The 20,503-nt window shown below is 63.8% G+C and carries 14 protein-coding genes; 5 read left to right on the top strand and 9 right to left on the bottom strand.

What is annotated here, in order from left to right:
- The 4 genes from HMPREF0043_RS11355 to secA form a co-directional block, all read left to right on the top strand.
- Nucleotides 1-1,723: hypothetical protein (locus HMPREF0043_RS11355; RefSeq protein ID WP_021601013.1), on the top strand; the 1,723-nt coding region annotated here is incomplete at its 5' end.
- A gap of 48 nt (nt 1,724-1,771) precedes the next feature.
- The gene (locus HMPREF0043_RS10515) at nt 1,772-2,860 is read left to right on the top strand and encodes an ABC transporter substrate-binding protein (protein WP_084431985.1); all 1,089 of its coding nucleotides are present in this window, start codon (nt 1,772-1,774) and stop codon (nt 2,858-2,860) included.
- A gap of 312 nt (nt 2,861-3,172) precedes the next feature.
- Nucleotides 3,173-4,258, top strand: a complete 1,086-nt coding sequence (locus HMPREF0043_RS10510; RefSeq protein ID WP_198010257.1) for an ABC transporter substrate-binding protein — start codon at nt 3,173-3,175, stop codon at nt 4,256-4,258.
- A gap of 137 nt (nt 4,259-4,395) precedes the next feature.
- Nucleotides 4,396-7,311 carry a preprotein translocase subunit SecA gene (gene secA, locus HMPREF0043_RS01460; protein ID WP_084431974.1) on the top strand — a complete coding sequence of 972 codons (2,916 nt, stop codon included), beginning with the start codon at nt 4,396-4,398 and terminating at the stop codon, nt 7,309-7,311.
- 58 nt (nt 7,312-7,369) lie between these two features.
- On the opposite strand, the gene HMPREF0043_RS10915 is transcribed toward secA, so the two are convergent.
- Together HMPREF0043_RS10915 and HMPREF0043_RS01450 are read right to left on the bottom strand one after the other, a co-directional pair.
- Nucleotides 7,370-8,086, bottom strand: a complete 717-nt coding sequence (locus HMPREF0043_RS10915) for an Rv3235 family protein (protein WP_051317378.1) — start codon at nt 8,084-8,086, stop codon at nt 7,370-7,372.
- A 1,181-nt stretch (nt 8,087-9,267) separates the two neighbouring features.
- Entirely contained in the window at nt 9,268-9,474 is a 207-nt protein-coding gene (locus tag HMPREF0043_RS01450; RefSeq protein ID WP_198010256.1) for a helix-turn-helix domain-containing protein, read from the bottom strand.
- Between the two features lie 1,223 nt (nt 9,475-10,697).
- Here HMPREF0043_RS01450 and HMPREF0043_RS01445 point away from each other — a divergent pair.
- A complete protein-coding gene (locus HMPREF0043_RS01445) occupies nt 10,698-11,177 on the top strand; it encodes a DUF6912 family protein (RefSeq protein WP_156897471.1) in 480 nt (159 codons plus the stop codon).
- Between the two features lie 191 nt (nt 11,178-11,368).
- Here HMPREF0043_RS01445 and HMPREF0043_RS01440 read toward each other — a convergent pair whose 3' ends face one another.
- The 7 genes from HMPREF0043_RS01440 to HMPREF0043_RS01410 all read right to left on the bottom strand — a co-directional run bounded on the left by HMPREF0043_RS01440 (nt 11,369) and on the right by HMPREF0043_RS01410 (nt 20,351).
- Nucleotides 11,369-14,395, bottom strand: coding sequence for an AAA family ATPase (locus HMPREF0043_RS01440; protein WP_156897470.1), 3,027 nt, complete (start codon nt 14,393-14,395; stop codon nt 11,369-11,371).
- Nucleotides 14,395-15,744, bottom strand: a complete 1,350-nt coding sequence (locus HMPREF0043_RS01435) for an exonuclease SbcCD subunit D (RefSeq protein WP_021601002.1) — start codon at nt 15,742-15,744, stop codon at nt 14,395-14,397. Before HMPREF0043_RS01435 ends, HMPREF0043_RS01440 begins: the two co-directional genes overlap by 1 nt.
- 134 nt (nt 15,745-15,878) lie before the next feature.
- On the bottom strand, nt 15,879-16,370 hold the full coding sequence (locus HMPREF0043_RS01430; RefSeq protein ID WP_021601000.1) for a phosphoribosyltransferase: 492 nt from the start codon (nt 16,368-16,370) through the stop codon (nt 15,879-15,881).
- A gap of 48 nt (nt 16,371-16,418) precedes the next feature.
- Nucleotides 16,419-17,225, bottom strand: a complete 807-nt coding sequence (gene hisN, locus HMPREF0043_RS01425) for a histidinol-phosphatase (protein ID WP_040317570.1) — start codon at nt 17,223-17,225, stop codon at nt 16,419-16,421.
- 2 nt (nt 17,226-17,227) lie between these two features.
- Nucleotides 17,228-18,427, bottom strand: coding sequence for a ribosome small subunit-dependent GTPase A (gene rsgA / locus HMPREF0043_RS01420; RefSeq protein ID WP_021600998.1), 1,200 nt, complete (start codon nt 18,425-18,427; stop codon nt 17,228-17,230).
- The gene (aroA, locus tag HMPREF0043_RS01415; RefSeq protein WP_021600997.1) at nt 18,424-19,872 is read right to left on the bottom strand and encodes a 3-phosphoshikimate 1-carboxyvinyltransferase; all 1,449 of its coding nucleotides are present in this window, start codon (nt 19,870-19,872) and stop codon (nt 18,424-18,426) included. Before aroA ends, rsgA begins: the two co-directional genes overlap by 4 nt.
- Nucleotides 19,869-20,351 carry a DoxX family membrane protein gene (locus HMPREF0043_RS01410; protein ID WP_021600996.1) on the bottom strand — a complete coding sequence of 161 codons (483 nt, stop codon included), beginning with the start codon at nt 20,349-20,351 and terminating at the stop codon, nt 19,869-19,871. Before HMPREF0043_RS01410 ends, aroA begins: the two co-directional genes overlap by 4 nt.
- Nucleotides 20,352-20,503 lie beyond the last annotated feature (152 nt).

Below are 20,503 nucleotides of genomic sequence, written 5' to 3'. Positions count from 1 at the left end.
GGCCACCGGCGGGAGCTCGAAAACGGACACCGACACCACCAACGGCTTCAAAGCCCTGGACAACGCCCTGACAACGGACGGCAAGAAAACCGTCCGCCAATGGCGCTCAGACTTCCAAGCAGCACTCAACAAATACGGACAGACGAGTTACGATTATGAGGGGAATGTGATTTCCGCTCGTAATGGAGTGAAGATGAGTCTTTTTGGTTATGAAGTATTCGGTCAGTACCTTGGCCAGGGAGCGAGGGCGCATCCTGAGCTTTCTGTTGGGGATCATTTCCTTAACGGCGTCGATGGGAAGAATTCTGTGGCGAAAGCTATGGTCAAATGGGATGCTGAAAATCCTGTCAATTTCAGATTGAATAATGTGACAACTGGATCGGGCTATGGAGGGGGGAAGTCTGAGGATCCCGGGATGTTTAAGGATGGTTTATCGTGGGATTATCTCCAGAATATGTATGAAGCCATGGATAACGCGCCGGACAAGGCTCCTGCACGGACGTTCATGAATTCCAAGCTTGAATGGGTGGATAAGTGGCCTGATAATGAACCAGGCGAGCCTCGTCATAGGGAAATGAATATGACACGCTATCTGGTCGGGAATCGAACCCAAGTCGGGAAGGTCGGTTCTAGCGCGCTTTACTGGGCAGAGGATAAGGGTGCGGCGCTGGGCACTCTTATTGAAGATCTTTCAGGCGACACTTCTAAGGCGAAGTCGGTGAATATCGCCCGTGAATTCATTAAAGGGTATAATGATGGTTTGGATAGGAATTATGACGGTTGGCAGATAGGCAATCAGGATAAGGAAAAAGGACAGGACGTTTTCGGGTATATGAATTCTAATCTGCGCTCACATATCGGAGGAATCCTAAAAGAATATGTATCTGATATTGTAGAAGAAAAAAAGCGCTTTACCGGTGTCAAAGATGGACCTGGAGGAAGTTGGGATATTCGAGATGGTCGATATCATCTTGTTTTTGATTCTGAATTATCTAAGATGATGCATGACGAAATCATCACCAAAGATGGTAAAAAAGAAGTAAAAGATGTGAGTAAATTTTTTAAAGATATTGCACATGATAAAAAATTAATAAAAGAATTTTCAAAACATATGGTTAATAATTTAACAACCGATTATTATAAAGCTTATACAGCTTATGGCGATGATCGCCATAAAGATATTTTAAAAAATTATGTTGTAGAAAATTATTCAGAAAGTTTAAAGGTTCTCAAAAGAGCAGAATTAATGGCAGGTATAGATGAATCTGAGTCTACAGTCGGTAAAGTCATGAAATTTTTTAAGGAAGTCAATGATTATGGTGTGAGTAGCATTCCTGTAGTTGGAAGTAGTCTTCAAAAAGTCGGAAATGGTGTAATTCAATTGTGCGATGACGATAGAATTAACAGAATCGCTGCTGATCACTCCTTAGATGGCGCAGATGTAGATATAGAAGTAAATAATGCGACAGACATTGTTAGTAGCACTCAGATCAAACATCAAGAAAGAATTGAAAGTCCAATAGTGAGAAAATATGAAAATCCTAAAGGAGGTCCTTCATTACAAGATGTTCCAGGAATTAAAGAATATGTAAACATGCTTCCAGAGGACGAACGATTTTTCGATAAAAATGGAAACGAAATACCTGATGAATCATTGAAGGAGCCGCAATTGCAGGCAAGAAATCGTTTTATTCATAGTAAATGGAATGGTCAAGGAGGGTAATTTTATCAATTGAAATTAGACTGCCATTCAATTATAGAGGAGAATATCATGTTGAATTCAAAAATTATAAAAATATTCATTATAATTGCTTTTTGTATCAGTGTCTGCAACTGTGTGAGTTGCGCGAATACCGATCCTGATTTATCACAATCTACAGATGCTTTAAAAGCTGAAATATGCAAAAAACCAAAAGATAGTATTAAATTTCCTTTAAAAATAAAACATGAATACGGTACAACAGTTATTCGGAAAAAGCCCCAAAGAATTGCCACATACGGTTTTTACGACCATGAAGAAGACACAGTACTTGCTCTAAATATCGCTCCTATTGCAATATCTGACGTTCGTCGACAAGAAGAGATACCAAAATGGCAAATAGAAAAATTACACGAACTAAATGCTCCCATGCCCGCAATAGTCAATATGAAAATGAAATGGTACCCTGAGGCTATTCAATCACATAAACCCGACGTTATATTCGTAGATAGTTCTGAGTTGGAAAGTTATGATAATTATAAAAAGCTATCAAAAATTGCTCCCGTCATACCATTTACCGATTATGTGGTAAAAGGGAGTGAGATAAAAGGGAATCAGAGAATAATGGAATGTAAAGTGAGATTATACGCACGGGCATTGGGTGTTTCTAAAAGAGGTGAACTTTTAATTCGAAAAATTCGTTCGACTATTAAAAATGCACTCAATACTCATCCTAGCCTGAAAAGAAAACATGTTATTGTCACTGATGTATATTTAAATTCAAAAGGATCGATAAGTATCGGAAGCTTAAATCTTGATAATCCACGCACTGGATTTCTATATGATGTTGGATTGCCACTTCCTAAAGCCTTGAAATACCTGAATAGGTTTAGTACTATTTCGGGGGCAGAATTGCCTACTTATTTTTCTGACATTGATGTTTTCGTCCCCTACAATCCCTCGGACTTGAATGCAGATAAAATCGCAAGCTTGCAAGCTGACCAATATGCTGGGCAAATTCCAGCAATTAAAAACGGAAGAATCATTCAATTTGATCAAAACAATAAGGATTACGGTCTTATCAGTTATTCTTATCCACTCTCCATCCTCTGGGGGCTCAATACATATCTCGACATGATTGAAAAAACATCCCAGAGATAATATTTTACGAACAAAACTGTTAAACGAGTTCGACTTCAACTGCCTGCGCGACAACATGGCTTGGCAGGCGAGTGGTTACATCCAACGGAGCCGCAAGATTGTCGACAAAGTCGACTCGATTCTGAAGCCCACATGCCCACAATCCGCTGATCATCTTCGCCCCGTAGTTTCGTGGGATGTGGGGTTCGTCAGCCCTGTTGTCGTTGTCGGGGCTTTTCGCGTCGGGTTTTTCGTGGTGGGTGGGGTCTGTCGCATGCTCCGTTTTCTGTGTGCTTTCCTTGACTGTAGAAAATGAGCTGTCGTATGCTTAACGTGTGGAAAAGACTAATAGTTTCACTCGTATTTGTTTGTGGTGCATGCGGAGTGAAATCTTCCACTCCGCAGGATTCCCAAGCTCCTGATGAAATAATATCGTCATCAATCGATATGAGAGGAGATCCTTGCACTGATTATACGGCTGAAAGCGTAGTACGGAAAAAAGTGACGTTCCCTATGACGATACGTCATGCCTACGGCCGAACCACTATACGGAAAAAGCCCAAACGCGTCGCCACAGTGGGATGGCAAAGTCAGGACATTCCCCTCGCCCTCGGCGTGGTACCGGTTGGAATGCCGACGGCATTGACCGAACTGGAGAAAGAGAATGGTGGTTTCGCTCCCTGGGTTAACGAGAAACTCGCTGAATTGGGTGGAAAGAATCCTGATGTCTATGCCACAGATGGAGCTCCATCATCTGAAATTAAAGATCTCAATCCTGATATTATCTTAGCTTATGCATCTGGACTGAGAGACGATCAGTATATTAGATTATCTAAAATCGCTCCAGTCATCGTTTATTCTCGTTTAGACTGGCAAATGCCCATGGATTGTTCCATTCGCATGACTGCCAAAGTCTTGGGCAGACCAAAACAAGGTGAAAATCTTATCAACAACCTTCATTCATTGCTTAGTCAAACTTTAGCGAAGCATCCCGGTCTTATGGGAAAGAAGATTCTTTTTAAAGTTAATGATATAAATTTTGACACGATTACATTGTATTCAGATAAAAGTTCACGTATGAGACTTTTTACTGAGCTTGGTCTTCCTGTTCCGTTGATCGTTAGAAAATATTCCACCACTGTCTATGATTTTACTCCTGTTGTGAAGCCTGAGGACATCAAATATCTATCCGATGTCGACTTGATGATATCGTATGGCCCTACCGAAAATGACCCCGCCGCAGTGGCAGCCCTGCAGAACAGCTCCACCTACGGGCAGATCCCCGCCGTGAAAAAGGGACGCGTCGCGGTGCTAGGCGATAAAACCCCACTGAGCGACCTCTCCAGCCCCACCCCACTGTCCATCCCATGGGGAATCGACCGCTACTTCGACCTGCTCGAAAAAGCAGCCAAGAAATGACTGCACACCCACCTCTGGCTCGGACGCGCCGGCCGGATCTGCGCCGTCGGGTGGTCGAGAGGCTGCCGCGCGATTCATCCCCGGGCGTAGCGCATGCGATGCCGTATGCGGGGGAACTCGCCTAGAATGTATGCGGCATGTCCACACGCGGGAGGCCGCGCAACACATTAGGAGAAACCCTCGTGGGAAAACTGCTCAATAAGATCCTCCGCGCCGGTGAGGGGCGAACTCTCAAGAAACTCAAGGTGATCACCGAACAGGTCAACGCCCTGGAGTCGTCGTTCGAGGATATGACGGATGAGGAACTGCGCGCGCAAACGGACGAGTTCAAGGAGCGCCTGGCCGACGGCGAGAGTCTCGACGACCTGCTCCCCGAGGCCTTCGCGACCGTGCGCGAAGCCGCCCGGCGCACCATCGGGCAGCGCCCCTACGACGTGCAGATCATGGGAGGCGCCGCCCTCCACCTCGGCAACATCGCCGAGATGAAGACGGGAGAGGGCAAGACCCTCGTCGCGACGCTGCCCTCCTATCTCAACGCGCTCACCGGCGAAGGCGTGCACGTCGTGACGGTCAACGACTACCTGGCCGAATACCAGTCCGAGCTCATGGGTCGCATCCACCGATTCCTCGGCCTGACCACCGGCTGCATCCTCACCGGCCAAACCCCCGACGAACGCCGCAAAGAATACGAGGCCGACATCACCTACGGGACGAACAACGAATTCGGCTTCGACTACCTGCGCGACAACATGGCCTGGCAGACGAGCGACTGCGTCCAGCGGGGCCACAACTTCGTGATCGTCGACGAGGTCGACTCGATCCTCATCGACGAAGCCCGTACTCCGCTGATCATCTCCGGCCCCGCGGACGGCGACGCCAACAAGTGGTACCTCGAATTCGCCCGGCTCGCCGTGAACATGCGCAAGGAGACCGACTACGAGGTGGACGAGAAGAAGCGCACGGTCGGCATCCTGGAGCCCGGCATCGACAAGGTCGAGGACCTTCTGGGAATCGACAACCTCTACGAGTCCCTCAACACGCCGCTCATCGGCTACATCAACAACGCGATCAAGGCCAAGGAGCTCTTCGAACGGGACAAGGACTATATCGTCCGCGACGGCGAGGTCCTCATCGTCGACGAGCACACCGGGCGCGTCCTGCCTGGGCGCCGGTACAACGAGGGCATGCACCAGGCCATCGAGGCCAAGGAGGGCGTGGAGATCAAGGCCGAGAACCAGACCCTGGCCACGATCACCCTGCAGAACTACTTCCGCCTGTACAACAAGCTCTCCGGGATGACGGGAACCGCCGAGACCGAGGCGGAGGAGTTCGCCTCCACCTACAAGCTCGGGGTCGTGCCCATCCCGACCAACATGCCGATGATCCGCGAGGACAAGGTGGACTTCGTCTTCCCGACCCGCGCGGCCAAGCTCCGCGCCATCGTCGAGGACATCAAGGAGCGCTACGAGAACGGCCAGCCCGTCCTGGTCGGCACGACGAGCGTCGAGAAGTCCGAGGAGCTGTCCAAGATGCTCCGCAAGGCCCGTATCCCCCACCAGGTGCTCAACGCCAAGCAGCACGAACGCGAAGCGGCCGTGGTCGCCGAGGCCGGGCGCAAGAGCGCGGTGACCGTGGCCACCAACATGGCCGGGCGCGGCACGGACATCATGCTGGGCGGCAACCCCGAGCATCGGGCCGTCGCCGCCCTGAAGGCCCGCGGCCTCGACCCAGAGGAGACGCCCGCCGAATACGAGGCCGCCTGGCCCGCCGCCCTCAAGGAAGCCCAGGACGCCGTCGCCGCCGAACACGACGAGGTCGTCGATCTCGGCGGCCTGTACGTGCTCGGATCCGAGCGCCACGAGTCGCGGCGCATCGACAACCAGCTGCGCGGGCGCTCCGGCCGCCAGGGCGACCCGGGCGAGTCCCGCTTCTATCTGTCCCTGGAGGACGACCTCATGCGGCTCTTCGCCAGCGGCCTGGCGACGCGGGCCCTCGACCCCTCCCGCTACCCGGAGGACGTCCCGCTCGAATTCAAGATCATCTCCTCCTCGATCGAGCGCGCGCAGACATCGATCGAGGCCCGCAACGCCGAGATCCGCAAGAACGTCCTCAAGTACGACGACGTCATGAACGAGCAGCGCAACGTCGTCTACGCCGAGAGGCGCCGGATCCTGGAGGGGGAGGACCTCGAGCCGATGGTTCAGGGCTTCCTGGACTTCGTCGTCGAGGACATCGTGGATTCCCACACCGAGGAGGACGCCCCCGACGACTGGAACCTCGACGGCGCGTGGTCCGAGCTGAAGACTTTCTACCGGCCCGGCTTCACCGTCGAGGAGCTCATCGAGGAGGCCGGCGACGTGCGCAAGCTCGACCGCGGCCACGTGCTCGCCGAGCTGAAGACGGACATCCACACCAACTACCAGGACCGCGAGGCCGAGGTCGGGGAGGAGGCCATGCGCGAGCTCGAACGCCAGGTGATCCTCAACGTCCTAGACCGCAAGTGGCGCGAGCACCTCTACGAGATGGACTACCTCAAGGAGGGCATCGGCCTGAGGGCCATGGCCCAGCGCGACCCGCTGGTCGAATACAAGTCCGAGGGCTACGACATGTTCCAGGCCATGAACGACGGCATCAAGGAGGAGTCGGTTCGCTTCCTGTTCAACTTCGAGCTCCCCAGCGAGAGGGAGGAGCGCGAAGCCTCGCTCATCGACGAAGAGGCGGCGGCAGCCGAAGCGGTGTCCACGGAGGCCGAGCAGCGCCAGATCGCCGCTCGGATGGCCAACGACGACGCAGGTGGCCGCGTGGACGCGGAGAAGGTGTTGGGCATCAAGCCGCCCAAGCGCTCGTCCCGGTCCGTGGCCTACTCCTCCTCCGCGAAGGACGGCAGCGACGGGGTCCAGACCACCGACTCTGCCGGCCGGGCCGTGCGCCGCGCCCCCAAGCACGGAGGCGCCGGACACGGCGGCAGGCACGGCGGGGGAGCGCACAGCGGCGGCAACGCCGGCGGCATGAACCGCGCCCAGCGCAGGGCCGCCAGCAGGAAGAAGCGGTGACGCGCTGACGTCGCGCCGGCCAACGTTGTGAGGGCCTCGGGAATCCGTCCCCGGGCCCTCACCCTATTTCCAAGGCGACGGCCCGCCAGCGGCCTCGCAGGTACTCCATGCGCACGCACGCCGCGCGGACGCGTTCTCCGTCGTGGACGGCCGCGACCGCCTCGATCACCCGCGCGAGAGGCCGATTGGCCAGTATATGGAGGATCCGCGGAGCCTGGCGGCGCTGCGCTCTGCCGTTGATGCGGTAGGCCAGGCCGGCGCGCCGAACCAGTGGGGCGAAGACCTCCGGAGCCAGCCACTGCCGCACGGACGACGCCGGGCGATGCCCCAGGAGCACTTCGACGGTGCGGATCACGATGGCCCCCACGAGGCTCGACCCGTCCGGAGCCCGATCTGGGAGGGGATCTTTGAGTTCCATGGACTCCTCCCGGAACCGTGGATCTTCGCGCGCGACGACGATGGCGACTCTGTCCCACGGCCGTTCCGGGGAAGCTGAGGGGAAGGCGTCCGGTTCGACGGCCGGGGGTGCGGGGACGCGAACCCGAGCCAGGATCGACCCCGGAGGCCGGTCGACTCCGACGGGCTCGCTTGATCCATCAGACTGGCTGGCCTCGGCGGATCGACCGGGGTCGGCGAATCGGCCGAATCTCCCGGATCGGTCGGATTCGGTGAGCTGGCCGGATGTGGTAGGCCGGCCGAATCTGGCGGACTGGCCGGATTCGATGAACGGATCGGATCCGGCAAACCGAGGCGGCTTCGCCGCGATGATGCTCATGACGAGTCCTTTGAGGTTCGCTTGCCGATCCCCACGGTTCGTGCGAGGCCATGGTCTCCACGCTCTACGCCGCTTTCTCCGGCGCGCTGACCGGAGCCGATGCACTGCGCCGGTACCCTAGGGACTCCGCTGCGCGTGGCTGATTCCAGAATGAGAAGACGACGCATAGTTCGATGACCTGCCTTGCCGCTACGTTTTGATTGAATTTACTACCAACATCTTCGATCTCGTAGGAAGGCCAGTCTGCGTGGTATGCACGGTATAGTTGGAGTCGTGCTACTTGAAAGCAAAGGTAGGTTGTTTCCTCTTTGGGCAATGGGCGAGATCCAGTTTTCGCCGGGACGGTGGGCACCGTCTAAGTTATCCTCCCGCCGCAGTGGGGCCGATCAGCACATGCGATGCTTGACGTCGAGGGTTTTCCTTCCCGCGCAGTGGGGTGCGATCCCGATGTCTAGACGGCGCCCGTCGAGGAGCCTTCCCTCCTCTGTCGTCCGTATTCCTCGGCGCGTTTCCTCCGCTTCCCTCTGCGAGGCTGGGTGTGAAATGACCGGGTGCGGAACCGCGAGCTCTCGTCTCGGGCCGCTCTGCCTCTCTGCACGGTGAGGTGTGGAAGGCGATGCGGGTGAGGTGTGGAAGGCGTGGAGCGCCTCGGGTGAGTACAGAAATATGGGAAGGTATGAGTGAAGCCTAGAACGCGGGGAGGCGAGGCGACGACCGGGCCAAGCGATGGCCGGCTGGCGTTGGGGCCTAGAGCGCGGGGAAGGGCACAGAATACGGGAAGGGGCGCCTGTGCATGGCACTAAGCGCCCCTTCCCGCTCAGAGAAATCTGAGGTTGTGGTGAGAAACATCAGCCAGGTGGTGAGGTTGCCGCCGAGGGCGGTGGTGAGACCCCGCCGATGCAGGTAAGTGCTCGAAAGAAGATAGGCAGTGAATGTGACGAGTGAACTGACCGCCTCGCCCGGCAAGGGGCCACTACGGGCACGCGAAACCGCAAGCGGACGAGGGATAGGTCAATACCGAATTCAATGACCGCCACTAGCAGCGCCGCCGAGCCCGAATCCACTTTTTGGATTCGTCGAAAGCCCTCGTCCGGGAAGAGTGAAATGCCTGAAGGCGGGTGGACAGAGCACTCCATCATGGCGGTATTGAATTGTGCCGAACCTGAGACCCGGGAAACTCCCTAGAGTTCCTCGACTCCGATCTTCTTGCGGGTAGCTTCGTACCTGCGGGTGATGTAATTTTCTAGTTCCTTGGCCTCAATGCGCCACTGGCCGCGGCCGCCGATCTGAATCGCCGGGAGGTCCCCGGACTTGATCAGGGTGCGAACCTGACCGATGGAAACATTGAGGTAATCTGCGACATCTGCAATGGTTAGAAATTTGCCCATGCACATATTGTGACACATTGCAAGACAGAAGAGAAGTTTTCCACAGGTGTGTGGAAACCGTGTCGGTCGGACTTGCAAGTCTGGCGAGCACTGCCCTAAGGCGCGGAAGAAATTTCCACGCTGGCGCGATTCCCGTTTGACGGCCGGTATCTTGCGCGACGCCCCATCCGGCGCCGGGGATACGTTATTCTCCGGTGCCCGAGCCAGTTCGAATGTGTAGGGCATGTATACCCATCCTTCCGGGGACGCTACCAGATGAGGCGGATCTTTCCGTTGTCGGGGCGGATGCGAAACGCGCGGCGGGGTATGCGGATCCCTGGGCTGCCTAGTGCCCCTATCGGGGATGTCGTCCGCCCTGTGAGGCTCCTGGCCGGACGTTCCCCGAAAGCTTGCGATTCTGCGGGTGGGGGTGTGGTCGTTCCCCTGTCGCCGTCGCCTTCCGCATCGCTCCCGACTGGCGAAGAGACTCGGCTTTAGCGTGTTGCCAAAGGAAAACTGGGGTGTCCGGGTCCGCCCGCAGCGAAGTTTGCCGGCGAAGCCCTCCTCGTGCCGCTCGGGAGGGGCGGGGCGGCGCACGGCGTTGAACGTCGTTTAGAGCCTGGGTGTGGATGGATTCTGCACCCGTGGCCGTCTCGGTTTTCTCGTCGCGAAACGCTGCATTCTCATGGAGTCGCGGCGGACACCGTATCGCTGTGCGCGGCGAGGCGGTCCGAAGCGGGGCGGGTGCGTGTGCTCCGAGCTTGGGGCCGTATGGCCGGGGGCTGGCGCTGTGTCGCGTTCGGCCGGCCGGTGTTGGCCGCGGAACCGGTAACCGGGGTACCCCGATTACCGGGCGGTTCGCCGCATTCGAGTCGTCTGCCGTCGGCCTGGTGTATCGGGGGCGACTTGCCGGACTCGGAGGGTGGGGCGGCCCGCCGTGCAGGGGCACCGCATTCCAGGTGGAGTGATGAAGATCACTTAATAAGTGAACAGATGTTCAGAGAATACCGTTTCGTCTGGGCATATGTGCTTCATGCGTGCATGTTATACACGGCATCTGTTAATCCTCAGGGTGGACATCGTTTTCGGAAGTCATCCTTTAGACCTATTGTAGAACATGTTACCAGATGGTAGGAAGACTCGGAAGCGGTAGATGGGGTATCGGCTCTCCTCAGATCTCCGGGTCGAGGCTGTAGCCGATGTCGTCCCGCCGGCTCGCGGAACCCGATTCTCCGAGCGATACCATGACGAGCGTGAGGATATACATACCGGCTACGAGTGCCGACGTTTCCAAGGAGGATCTTCTGCCTCGTCTCGTGCACGCCGTCACTCGTGAACTTGAACATGCTATGCCCGCTGAGGGGGAGGAAGTGTTGGAATCGGTGGCGATGGGCGCTGCGGCCGACGACTCGCTTCGCATCCTCACGGCGCTCGCGCAGGGCGGCGAGACGATCAGGCCGTTGAGGGTGGTGGTCGTCGCGGACGTTGCGGACTCCCGCGTCGAACCGGTCCCCGGCGACGATCTTCTGCCGACGGCTCGCCGCCTTGTCCGGCCGGTGGGCTGGGATGCCGTGGCGTCGATCCACGTCGATGACGATGAGGCCCTCGAGGACTTGCTCGCGGCGATCGGAGGCGACGAGCAGGCCTTCGAACGCGTCGCTGATGAAGACCTCATGTGGTACGACGTCGAGGAGCGCGAGGACCTCATCGCGTATTTCGGCTGAGGCGGCCGGTGGACTGAAGGGGCGGCGTGAGGAGCCGGTGAGCTGAAGGCGCGGCAGTCTGAGGCGGCTGGCGGGGAGACTGAAAGGCTCGTAGGCGCCGGCAGTCCGGGTCGGCTATGGGTGGACCGGGTCGGCCGGTGGGCAGGCAGGCGGACCCGACTGGGCGAACGGGCCGGCTGACCCACCGGCCTTCAGCATCTGACGTCCAGGCGCGAGGAGCCGCCGGGCAGCGGCCGGACGTTGATCTGTTCGGCGATGAGCTTCTTCATCTCGGAGACGTGACTGACCAGGCCGACGCTCCTGCCGTTCCTCGCCAGGCCGGTGAGGGTGGACATGACCAGGGAGAGGGTATCGTCGTCCAGCGAGCCGAAGCCTTCGTCGATGAGGAGGGTGTCGATGGCGATGCCCCCGTTTTCGGCGCGCACGACGTCCGCGAGGGCCAGCGCGAGGGAGAGCGAGACGTAGAAGGTCTCTCCGCCGGACAGGCTCCTGGTGGACCGGCGTGCGCTCCCGGAGGCCTCGCCGTCTCGGTCGACGACGAGCAGGCCCAGGCCCGTCTTGGCTTCGCGCGAGCCGCGTTCTCTTTCGTCCGTCCGTTCCAGCCGGTAGCGTCCGAGCGAGATGTCGGCGAGGCGCTCGTTCGCACGGTCGACGATCTGCTCGAAACGCTGCTGGACGACGAAGGTCGCCAGGGGGATGCGCGTGACCGACTCGCTTCCGGCGTTGGCCAGGTTGGCCAGGCGGAGGGCGGGCCCGGCGGCGCGTCTGGCCTCCTGCCACGTCCGGGCCCGCGCTCGCGCGGCGTCGAGGGCGGTGCGCGAGCGCTCCACGCGGTCGGCGAGCAGAGTGGCCTGCCTGTCGGCCGCGGCGGCCGCGGATTCGGCCTCGCCGGCCGCCGCGGCCAGCTCGTCCGCGTGCGGCTCCTCTTCTCCCGTGAGGTCGGCGATTCCGGGCGCGGCGAGATCGCGGGCGACGTCGCGCAGTTCCCGTTCGTGGGATTCCACGGCTGAGCGCGCCCGGTGCGCGTCCTCGGGGGCCATGAGCGCGGCGCGCACGTCTTCGGCCGCCGTGAACCGGCTGGCCTCCAGCGCGGCGGCCCGTTCCCCGTCGCGTTCGGCCAGCCCCGACTGTGCGACGAGGAGCTCTCTGCCGGCCTCCAGGCGCTTCCGCGCCTGCGCGAGGGCTGCGGCCAGGGAGCCTCGCCGATCCGCGATGCTCGCGTGCCCGGCGAGCTCGGGTGCGATTCGCTCCCGGGAGGCGTCGATCGCCAGGGAGGCGGTGCGGATCTCCGTTTCGAGGGAGGCGCGGGCCTGGATGTCGCGGCGGCGTCGCTCGCCTTCCTCCTCGATCCGGTCGTCGAGGTCCGAGAGCTCGCCCGTCAGGCTCGCGGCGGCCTCGTGCGCCCGTTCGGCCTCGGTCAGCGCCGCGGTCGCCTGTTCGAGCCGCTCGACGGCGTCCTCTTCGCTCAGGCCGCCGAGGTCGCGGGAGACTTCCTCCAGACGGGCCTCAACGGAGGCGAGATCGCGCTGGGCGGCGTCGAGCGCGTCTCGGGCGCGGGACGCGGCGAGGTCGGCGGCGTCGACTTCCCCCTTCGTGGCCCGGATGCCCGCCGCCGGCGCCGGGGAGGGGTGGTCGCGTGAGCCGCAGACGGGGCAGGGCTCGGCTTCGGCGAGCTGGGAGGCGAGGATCGCTGCGGTCGAGGCGAGCCAGGCGGACGCAGTCCGCTCCCTGGCCTGCCGTGCGGACTGGAAGGCCGCCGCGGCCTCGGCGGCCTTCTCCCGCGCGGTCTCGCGGACGGCGCGGAGCCGGGTGCGCTCTGCCGCCTGATCGCGCAGTCCCTGACGGTGCGTGAGTTCCAGGCGCCTCGCCTCGACGGTCGAGGCGAGGGTGTGCGCGTCGGCCAGCCGCCGCTCCAGTTCCATGCGGCGCGCGGGCAGCTCCGCCTGAGCCTCTTCGGCCGCCGCGATCGCTCGGTCGAGCGCTTCGAGGCGGGTTCGGCGTTCGCGCTGTTCTTCCTGCTGTACGGCCACGCCCTCCTCCACGTGCAGGAGTTCGTCCAGCCTGCCGCACAGGGCGGCCAGATCGTCGACCCGCCCGGCCGTCGCGGCCAGCGACGCGGCGTCGACGGACGACGGCTCCTCCCCGAGGTCGGCGAGCCGCGTTCGGGCGCAGTCCACGCGCCGTTCGGCCTTCTCGCAGGCGTCCAGATAGGGGAGGAGGGGGCCGGCGGCTTCGTGCAGGGCGAGCTCCTCCCGGAGCCTGCCGATCTCCTCCGAGCGCCCGGCCAGAAGCGCCTGCCGGCCCAGTAGGGACGAACGCCGGGCAAGCCGCTCGTTGAGGTCTGCGGCCTCCTGCGCCCGCCGGGCTGCCTTCGCCGCCGTCGAACGGGCTGAGTCGCGGGCGGCCTCGGCGCGGGCCGCGTCAGCCCGGCAGCGCGCCAAGAGCCGATCGAGTTCCGCGGCCACGGTCTGCGCCTCCTCCGGCGTTGCCGCGCCGTCGGCGGCCCGGCTGAGTTCGCCGGCCCGCTCGGATTCCAGGTCGAGCGCCGTGACGCACGCGGCCGCGGACATGAGCCACGCCTGCCGGGCCGATGCGACCTCTGAGGCGCCCTCGTTCGCGCGGCGCGACAGCTCTTCGGCGACCCGCCGGTAGATCCCGGTGTCGAAGATCTGCTCCAGAAGGGCCGTCCGCTCGGAGCTGCGCAGACGCAGGAAATCCGCGAACTTTCCCTGAGGCAGGACGATCGTCTGGACGAACTGCTCGCGGTTCAGTCCGATCAGCCGCGCGACTTCGATGCTCGTCCCCGCCGCCTTGGTCTCCAGGACCTCGCCCGCCTCCAGTCTGCCCGACTCGACCGCACCCTCCGACAGCCTCCACAGTTTTCCGGTGGCGTTGGTCGGATTCTTGTTGCCCGGCTTCGTCCACTGGGGGGTGCGGCGCACGCGGAAGGTCCCCGCCTCCACTGAGAAGACGAGGTCGACGTAGGACTGGGCGGCGGGGGCCGCGTGGGTCGAGCGCATGCGATCGTCCGTCGAGTCCCTCCCGCCGGCCACCGCACCGTAGAGCCCCCAGGTGATGGCGTCGATGATCGTCGACTTGCCCGAGCCCGTCGGGCCGTCGAGGAGGAAGAGCCCTCCGGCCGTCAGCGCGTCGAAGTCGATCGTGTAGGCGGCCGCGAACGGGCCGATCCCCGCCAGCTCGAGGCGTCGTATCCGCATCAGGACCTCGCCTCCCTGTTCGACGCCGCCAGTGCGGACTCCCACGCGTCGGCCAGGAGCGCCGATTCCGCGGCGTCCAACGGCCGATTCCCCGCACTGGACATGAACAGGTCGAGGACCCTGACGGGGTCCATCGCCGCGACGTCGGCCCGGCGGTGCGCGCCCCCGCCCGAGGCCGCGCGGTGCTGGATCTCCAGCGCGTGGGGGAAGGCCCGCCGGATCCGCTCGGCCATCTCCGCGGGACGGTCCGGATCGATGACGACGGCCCGCACGAAGGCCTCTGCGTCGGCGGTCAGCGCCGCCGCCTCGATCTGCTCGAGCGTCCCCTCGACCGTGAGCACGGGGCGCCACACCGGCGCGGGGATGAGCTCCGGCTCGACCGCCGAACCGTGCACGTGCAGGAGGACCGAGCTCTTCGGGGCCGTCTCGGAGAAGGAGAAGGCCACGGGCGAGCCGCTGTAGCGCATGGGGGGATCGCCCGCGCGCCCGACCCGCTGAGGGGAGTGGAGGTGGCCGAGCGCCACGTAGGAGAGCGGCCCGGGGCCGGGACCGCCGAGCCGGAAGAGCGCCGAAGGGACGCTGGCCAGGCCGCCGACCGCGATGTCCCGCTCGGAATCGGAGGCGTCCCCGCCGGTGACGAAGGCGTGCGCCATGGCGATCCGAGCGACCTCCTCCCCGGCGTGCGCGCCGTGCCGGACGTCCCGCGAGACGAGGTCCAGCGCCGCGCCGAGCACGGCCTCGTGGGACCGGGGAAGCGCCCCGGCGCCGTCCTCTCGCTCGGCGTCGCCGTGCGCGGAGCCGGCTGCTCCTGCTCGGGTGGCGGAGCCGCTTCGTGTGGAAGCGGAGACGCCGGCGCGGGCATGCGGGACGGGAGCGGCGTGCAGGGCGGCTGCGTCGGCGGCCGTGTCGACTGCTTCGGCTGCGGCCAGGCGGGTCCGTTCGACGTCCGGGTCGAGATAGGGGATCGGGTAGACGAGCGCTCCCAGCCGGCCGTCCGAGCCTCGGACCTCGACTGGGACGCCCGAGCTGAGGGCATCGGTGCGGATGTGGACGTTCTCGCGCATGAGCGCCGCCCCGAAGCCCAGGCGCTGGGGCGAATCGTGGTTGCCCGCCGTCACCACCACGGTCGCCAGGCCCGCCAGTTCGGCCAGCGTCCTGTCGACGAGCCCGACGGCGGCCGTGGGAGGGACCCCGCGATCGTAGACGTCGCCCGAGACGAGGACCGCGTCGACCTCGTTCTCGCGGACGACTTCGACGACATGGCGGCACCACAACTCGAAGGCGGGCATGAGGTCGGCGCGGTGGAGCGTCCGGCCTACATGCCAGTCGGACGTATGGAGAATGCGCATGCGACAAGCCTATCGATGCGCTCCGACGGGAATCGGGGATGCTGGGCCTCGCCGAAACCGTTGGAGGAACCGGCCACTCCGGCCGGGCCGTGCCTCGCACGCACCGGGTCGTGGACGCGCCGGGCCCGCCCCCCTTAAGCCTCGGTGTTGGCTCCCGCGTTGACGGGCGGCAGAGCGCTCCACGGGAAGACGATCCACTTGTCGGTCTTCTTCCACACGTAGTCGCAGTTCAAAACGGTGCGGGGCTTCTCGTACAGCACGGCCGTGCGGATCCGCGAGGCGTACTGCCGGCAGATGCCGTGGACGAATTCGAGGGTTCGGCCGGAATCGGCGACGTCGTCGACGATCAGGACCTCCTTGCCCGCCATGCCGTGGTTGTCCGGAACCGGATCGACCAGCCGCGGATCGAGAAGCGTCGTGCCGATGCCCGTGTAGAACTCGACGTTGAGCACCAGGAGGCTCTTGATGCCGAGTGCGTAGCCCATGGCTCCGGCGGGCAGGAGCCCGCCGCGGGCCACGCACACGATGATGTCGGGGTGATATCCGGAATCCCACACGGTCGCCGCCAACTCGCGGGATGCGGTGCCGAAATCGTCCCATGTGAGGATCTCGCGCTCGTCAACCATGCGTCAATTATGCCGTCTTCCCGACGCGGATCCGGCCAAGCCTGCGGCTCACCCGTCCCGGACGGAATCGAGCACCTCCAGGACGTCCGCGTGCAGGAGCCCGTTCGTCGCCAGAGCGCAGCCACCCCACGGGCCCGGCTCACCGTGAAGCGAAGTGAACGAGCCTCCCGCCTCCTCGACGATCGGCACGAGCGCAGCCATGTCGTAGAGCTGGAGTTCGGGCTCGGCCGCGACGTCCACGGCCCCCTCGGCCACGAGCATGTAACTCCAGAAATCCCCGTAGGCGCGGGTACGCCAGGCCTGCTGGGTCAGACGCATGAAAGCCCGCAACTGCCCGCGGGTCGCCCACCCCGACAGCGAGGAATAGGAGATGGACGCGTCGGCCAGGTCCGCCACCTCCGACACGCGGATCCGGCGCGCCCCCACCCAGCTCCTGCCGGTGAACGCGCCCAAGCCCTTGGCCCCCCACCACCTCCTGCCCAGCGACGGCGCGGAGACTATCCCCAGGACGATCTCGCCCTCCTCCTCCAGCGCCAGGAGCGTGGCCCACACCGGCACGCCCCGCATGTAGTTCTTCGTGCCGTCGATGGGGTCGATGATCCATCGCCGGGCGGCGCGCACCGTCACACCGCCCTCCTCCTCGCCGTAGACGGCGTCGCGGGAGCGCGACCGCCCGAGCATAGCCCGGATGACGCGCTCGGCTTCGCGGTCGGCGTCGGTGACGGGCGTGTCGTCCGCCTTCGTCTCGACCGCGAGGTCCCCGGCCGTGAATCGTTCGAGAGTGAGGCTGTCGACTCGGTCGATGATCGACCGGGCGAAGGCGAGATCGTCGGACAGCCGGGTGAGAGAGGCCATCGTCAACTCCAATCGTCGGTTCGTGCCGCCAGAAGCCTCCGGAAGGAGACGACGCGGGCGATCGTGTTCGGGTCCGCCGCCTGGCCGAGCGCGCAGTCGGGCTCGGCTTGGGCGTGGGTGCAGCCGCGCGGACAGGCCTCCGCCAGGCCCGCCAGGTCGACGAAGCCGCGCAGCACGTCGTCGGGGGAGACGTGGGCCAGGCCGAAGCCGCGCACGCCCGGCGTGTCGACGATGCGCCCTCCCTCGGGCAGCGCCAGCGAGACGGCCGACGTCGAGGTGTGCCTTCCCTTGCCCGTCACCCCGTTGACGCGGCCGGTCGCGCGGCCCGCGGTGGGGATGAGCGCATTGATGAGCGTCGACTTGCCGACCCCGGAATGGCCGACGAGCACCGTCTCGTGGCCGGCGAGGGCGCTGCGCACGGCCTCCAGCCCGTAGGCGACGCCCTCGGGCTGGGCGACGCTCGGGGGAGCGAGATGGGCGACAGCCGGAGGGGCGGATCGGCCGGCGTCCGGCGCGCCGCCTTCGCCGCCTGCGGGGGGCTCGCCCGCCGTCGTGCACCCGCCTCCCCCGTGGCCGGTGACGTAGGCGGCGACGCCGAGAGGCGCGTAGGCCGCCAGGAGATCCCCGGGATCCGCGAGGTCGGCCTTCGTCAGAACGAGGATCGGGACCATCCCCGCATCGTAGGCGGCGACGAGGCAGCGGTCGATCATGCCCGGCCTCGGCTCCGGCCGGGCCAGGGAGGCGACGATCGCGAGCTGGTCGGCGTTGGCCACGATGACGCGCTCGCGGCCCTCGCCGTCCTCGGGGGAGCGACGCAGCTCGGAGGTGCGCTCCTCGATGCGGACGAGCCGGGCCAGGGTGTCCTTGCGCCCCGAGATGTCGCCGGTGACGCGCACGCGGTCCCCCACGGCGACGGTTCCCCGCCCCAGTTCGCGCGCTTTGACGGCCGTCAACTCGATTCCCGGGGAGGCGCCGCCCCGCGTTCGCCCTCCTTCGCGCCCCGTGGGCCCGCCGCGGGCCTCCGACGGCCGAGCCCCGCCGCTCTCCGCGGGCAGCAGCAGGCGATAGCGGCCCCGGTCGATGCCGACGACTTCGGCGACGGGCGCCCCCGAATAGTCGGGCCGGATCTTCGTGCGCGGCCGGGAGCCCTTGCCCGGGCGGACTCTCACGCGCGGGTCGTCGGTGCCGATGTCGCGCCTCATGCGGGGAGCTCGCCGTCGGTGAAGCCGACGCCGGGCGCCGCGGGTTCGATGAGCCGGGGGCGCGACCCGCCCGGTGTGGGAGCTCGCTGTCCGCCGTCCGGGCAGAGCGCGGCCCCGGCTCCCGGCGCGCAGGCCAGTTCGCTCCACATGTCGGTGAACTGCGGGAAGGTCTTCGCCGTGGTCTCGACGCCGGCCACCTCGATTCCCTCGACTCGCAGGCCGAGGATCGCCCCGAAGGTCGCCATCCGATGGTCCGCGTAGGATTCCAGGCGCGCTCCGCGGAGGGGGCGCGGCTGGATGACGAGGTCGTCTCCCTCGATCCTCGCGCTACCCCCGGCGCGGGCGAGCTCGGCGGCGATGGCGGCCAGCCGGTCGGTCTCGTGGGCGCGCAGCTGACCGATGTTCCGCAGCCTCGAGGGGCCGTCGGCGAAGGCTGCGACGGCGGCGACGGTGGGCACGAGCTCGCCGACGTCGTGCATGTCCGCGTCCAGCGGCGCGATGCGGTGCGGCCCCTGCAGCCGGAGCGTCGAGGCGTCGGGGTCGTAGGCCGCCCGCCCGCCCATGGCCGTGAAGATTCCGCGCAGCGCCTCGCCCCCCTGGGCGGTGCGCGCGGGCCAATCCAGAACCGCCGTCCGCCCGCCGGTGACCATCGCCGCCGCGAGGAAGGGACCGGCGTTCGACAGGTCGGCTTCGACCGTCACGTCGCCGAGCCGGGGCGTGCCCGGTTCGACGGTCCACCGCGCGGCGGGACGCCCCGGGCTGGAGGGGGATCCGTCGTCCGCCAGGGCGGACACCGCGATGCCCGCCGCGCGCAGGACCTCGACCGTCATGGCGATGTGCGGGCTCGAGGGCACCGGCGGGCCGACGTGCCGCAGGTCCAGGCCGCGTTCCATGCGCGGGGCCGCCAGGAGCAGGGCGGAGACGAACTGGGAGGAGGCCGAGGCGTCGATCTCGACGCTGCCGCCCTCCACCGAACCGGTCCCGTGGACGGTGACCGGCAGGACGGCGCGGCCGGAGGCGTCGGCGGCGTGCTCGACCTCCACGCCCAGGTCGCGCAGCGCGCGGACGACGGGATCCATCGGGCGGGTCCGGGCCGCGGGGTCGCCGTCGACCGTGACGTCGCCGACGGCGAAGGCCGCGACCGCCGGAATGAAGCGCATGACGGTCCCGGCCAGTCCGGCTTCGATCCTGGCCGGGCCCAGCGGGCCGGGGGTGAACGTGAGAGTGCGGCCCTCATGGGACAGGGCGGCGCCCATGCCGGCCAGGCCCCGCGCCATGAGAACGGTGTCCCGGGCGATGAGGGGGCGGTGGATGCGGGCGGGCTCCTCGCCGAGCGCGGCGAGGACCAGATAGCGGTTGGTCAGCGACTTCGACCCGGGGAGCCTGACCGCGGCGTCGACCGGACCGGGATGGAAGGGCGCAGCCCACGCCCGAGGCTCCTTCATGCGACGCGCGCCGACAGCCGAGCCTCCGCAAGGGCCTCGCGATGTCTGCGCGCGGCGGCGATGCGCCAGGAGAGGGAGGGTTTGCCGGCGCGGTCGCCCGCGGCGATAAGCGCCCCGCCGACGAGCCCGGCCGAGACCGCCAGGCCGGCCAGGTCGGCTCGGCGCCGTTCGCCCCGATGCCTCCAGAAGGGATTGTTGGCCAGGGCGACCGGCACCTCGAGCGCGGCCAGCACGCCCCCTGCGACCCGGGGGCATTTGCCCGTGGCCAATGCAAGGCCGGCGAGGGCGAACCCGACCCCGAGGCCGCGCGTGGCCAGGTCCGCGGTCGTCTCGTCGAATTCCATCCCGGCTTTCTTCGCCAGCGGGGCGAAGGTCTGTGCGCGCTCGCGGTGACCTGCCGGGCGGGCGAACGCGTCGATCCCGGCGAGGACGAATGGGCAGGCGAGAAGGGGGCGGGCGACTGTGCGCAAAACACTCATGCTCCATTCCTACCGCAAAACGGCCGCCGGCGGTGGGCATTCCGCGGCGGAGCGGCACATCCCCCGAATGGATCCCGCGTGACGGAAAGCGGATGCCTCGCGATGAAATGCAGTTAATACATGACCCATCAAATGTCAAGACGGATGCTGTA

It is taken from the genome of Actinobaculum sp. oral taxon 183 str. F0552 (assembly GCF_000466165.1).
Lineage (GTDB): Bacteria > Actinomycetota > Actinomycetes > Actinomycetales > Actinomycetaceae > Peptidiphaga.
This window is presented reverse-complemented; position numbering and strand designations above follow the sequence as displayed.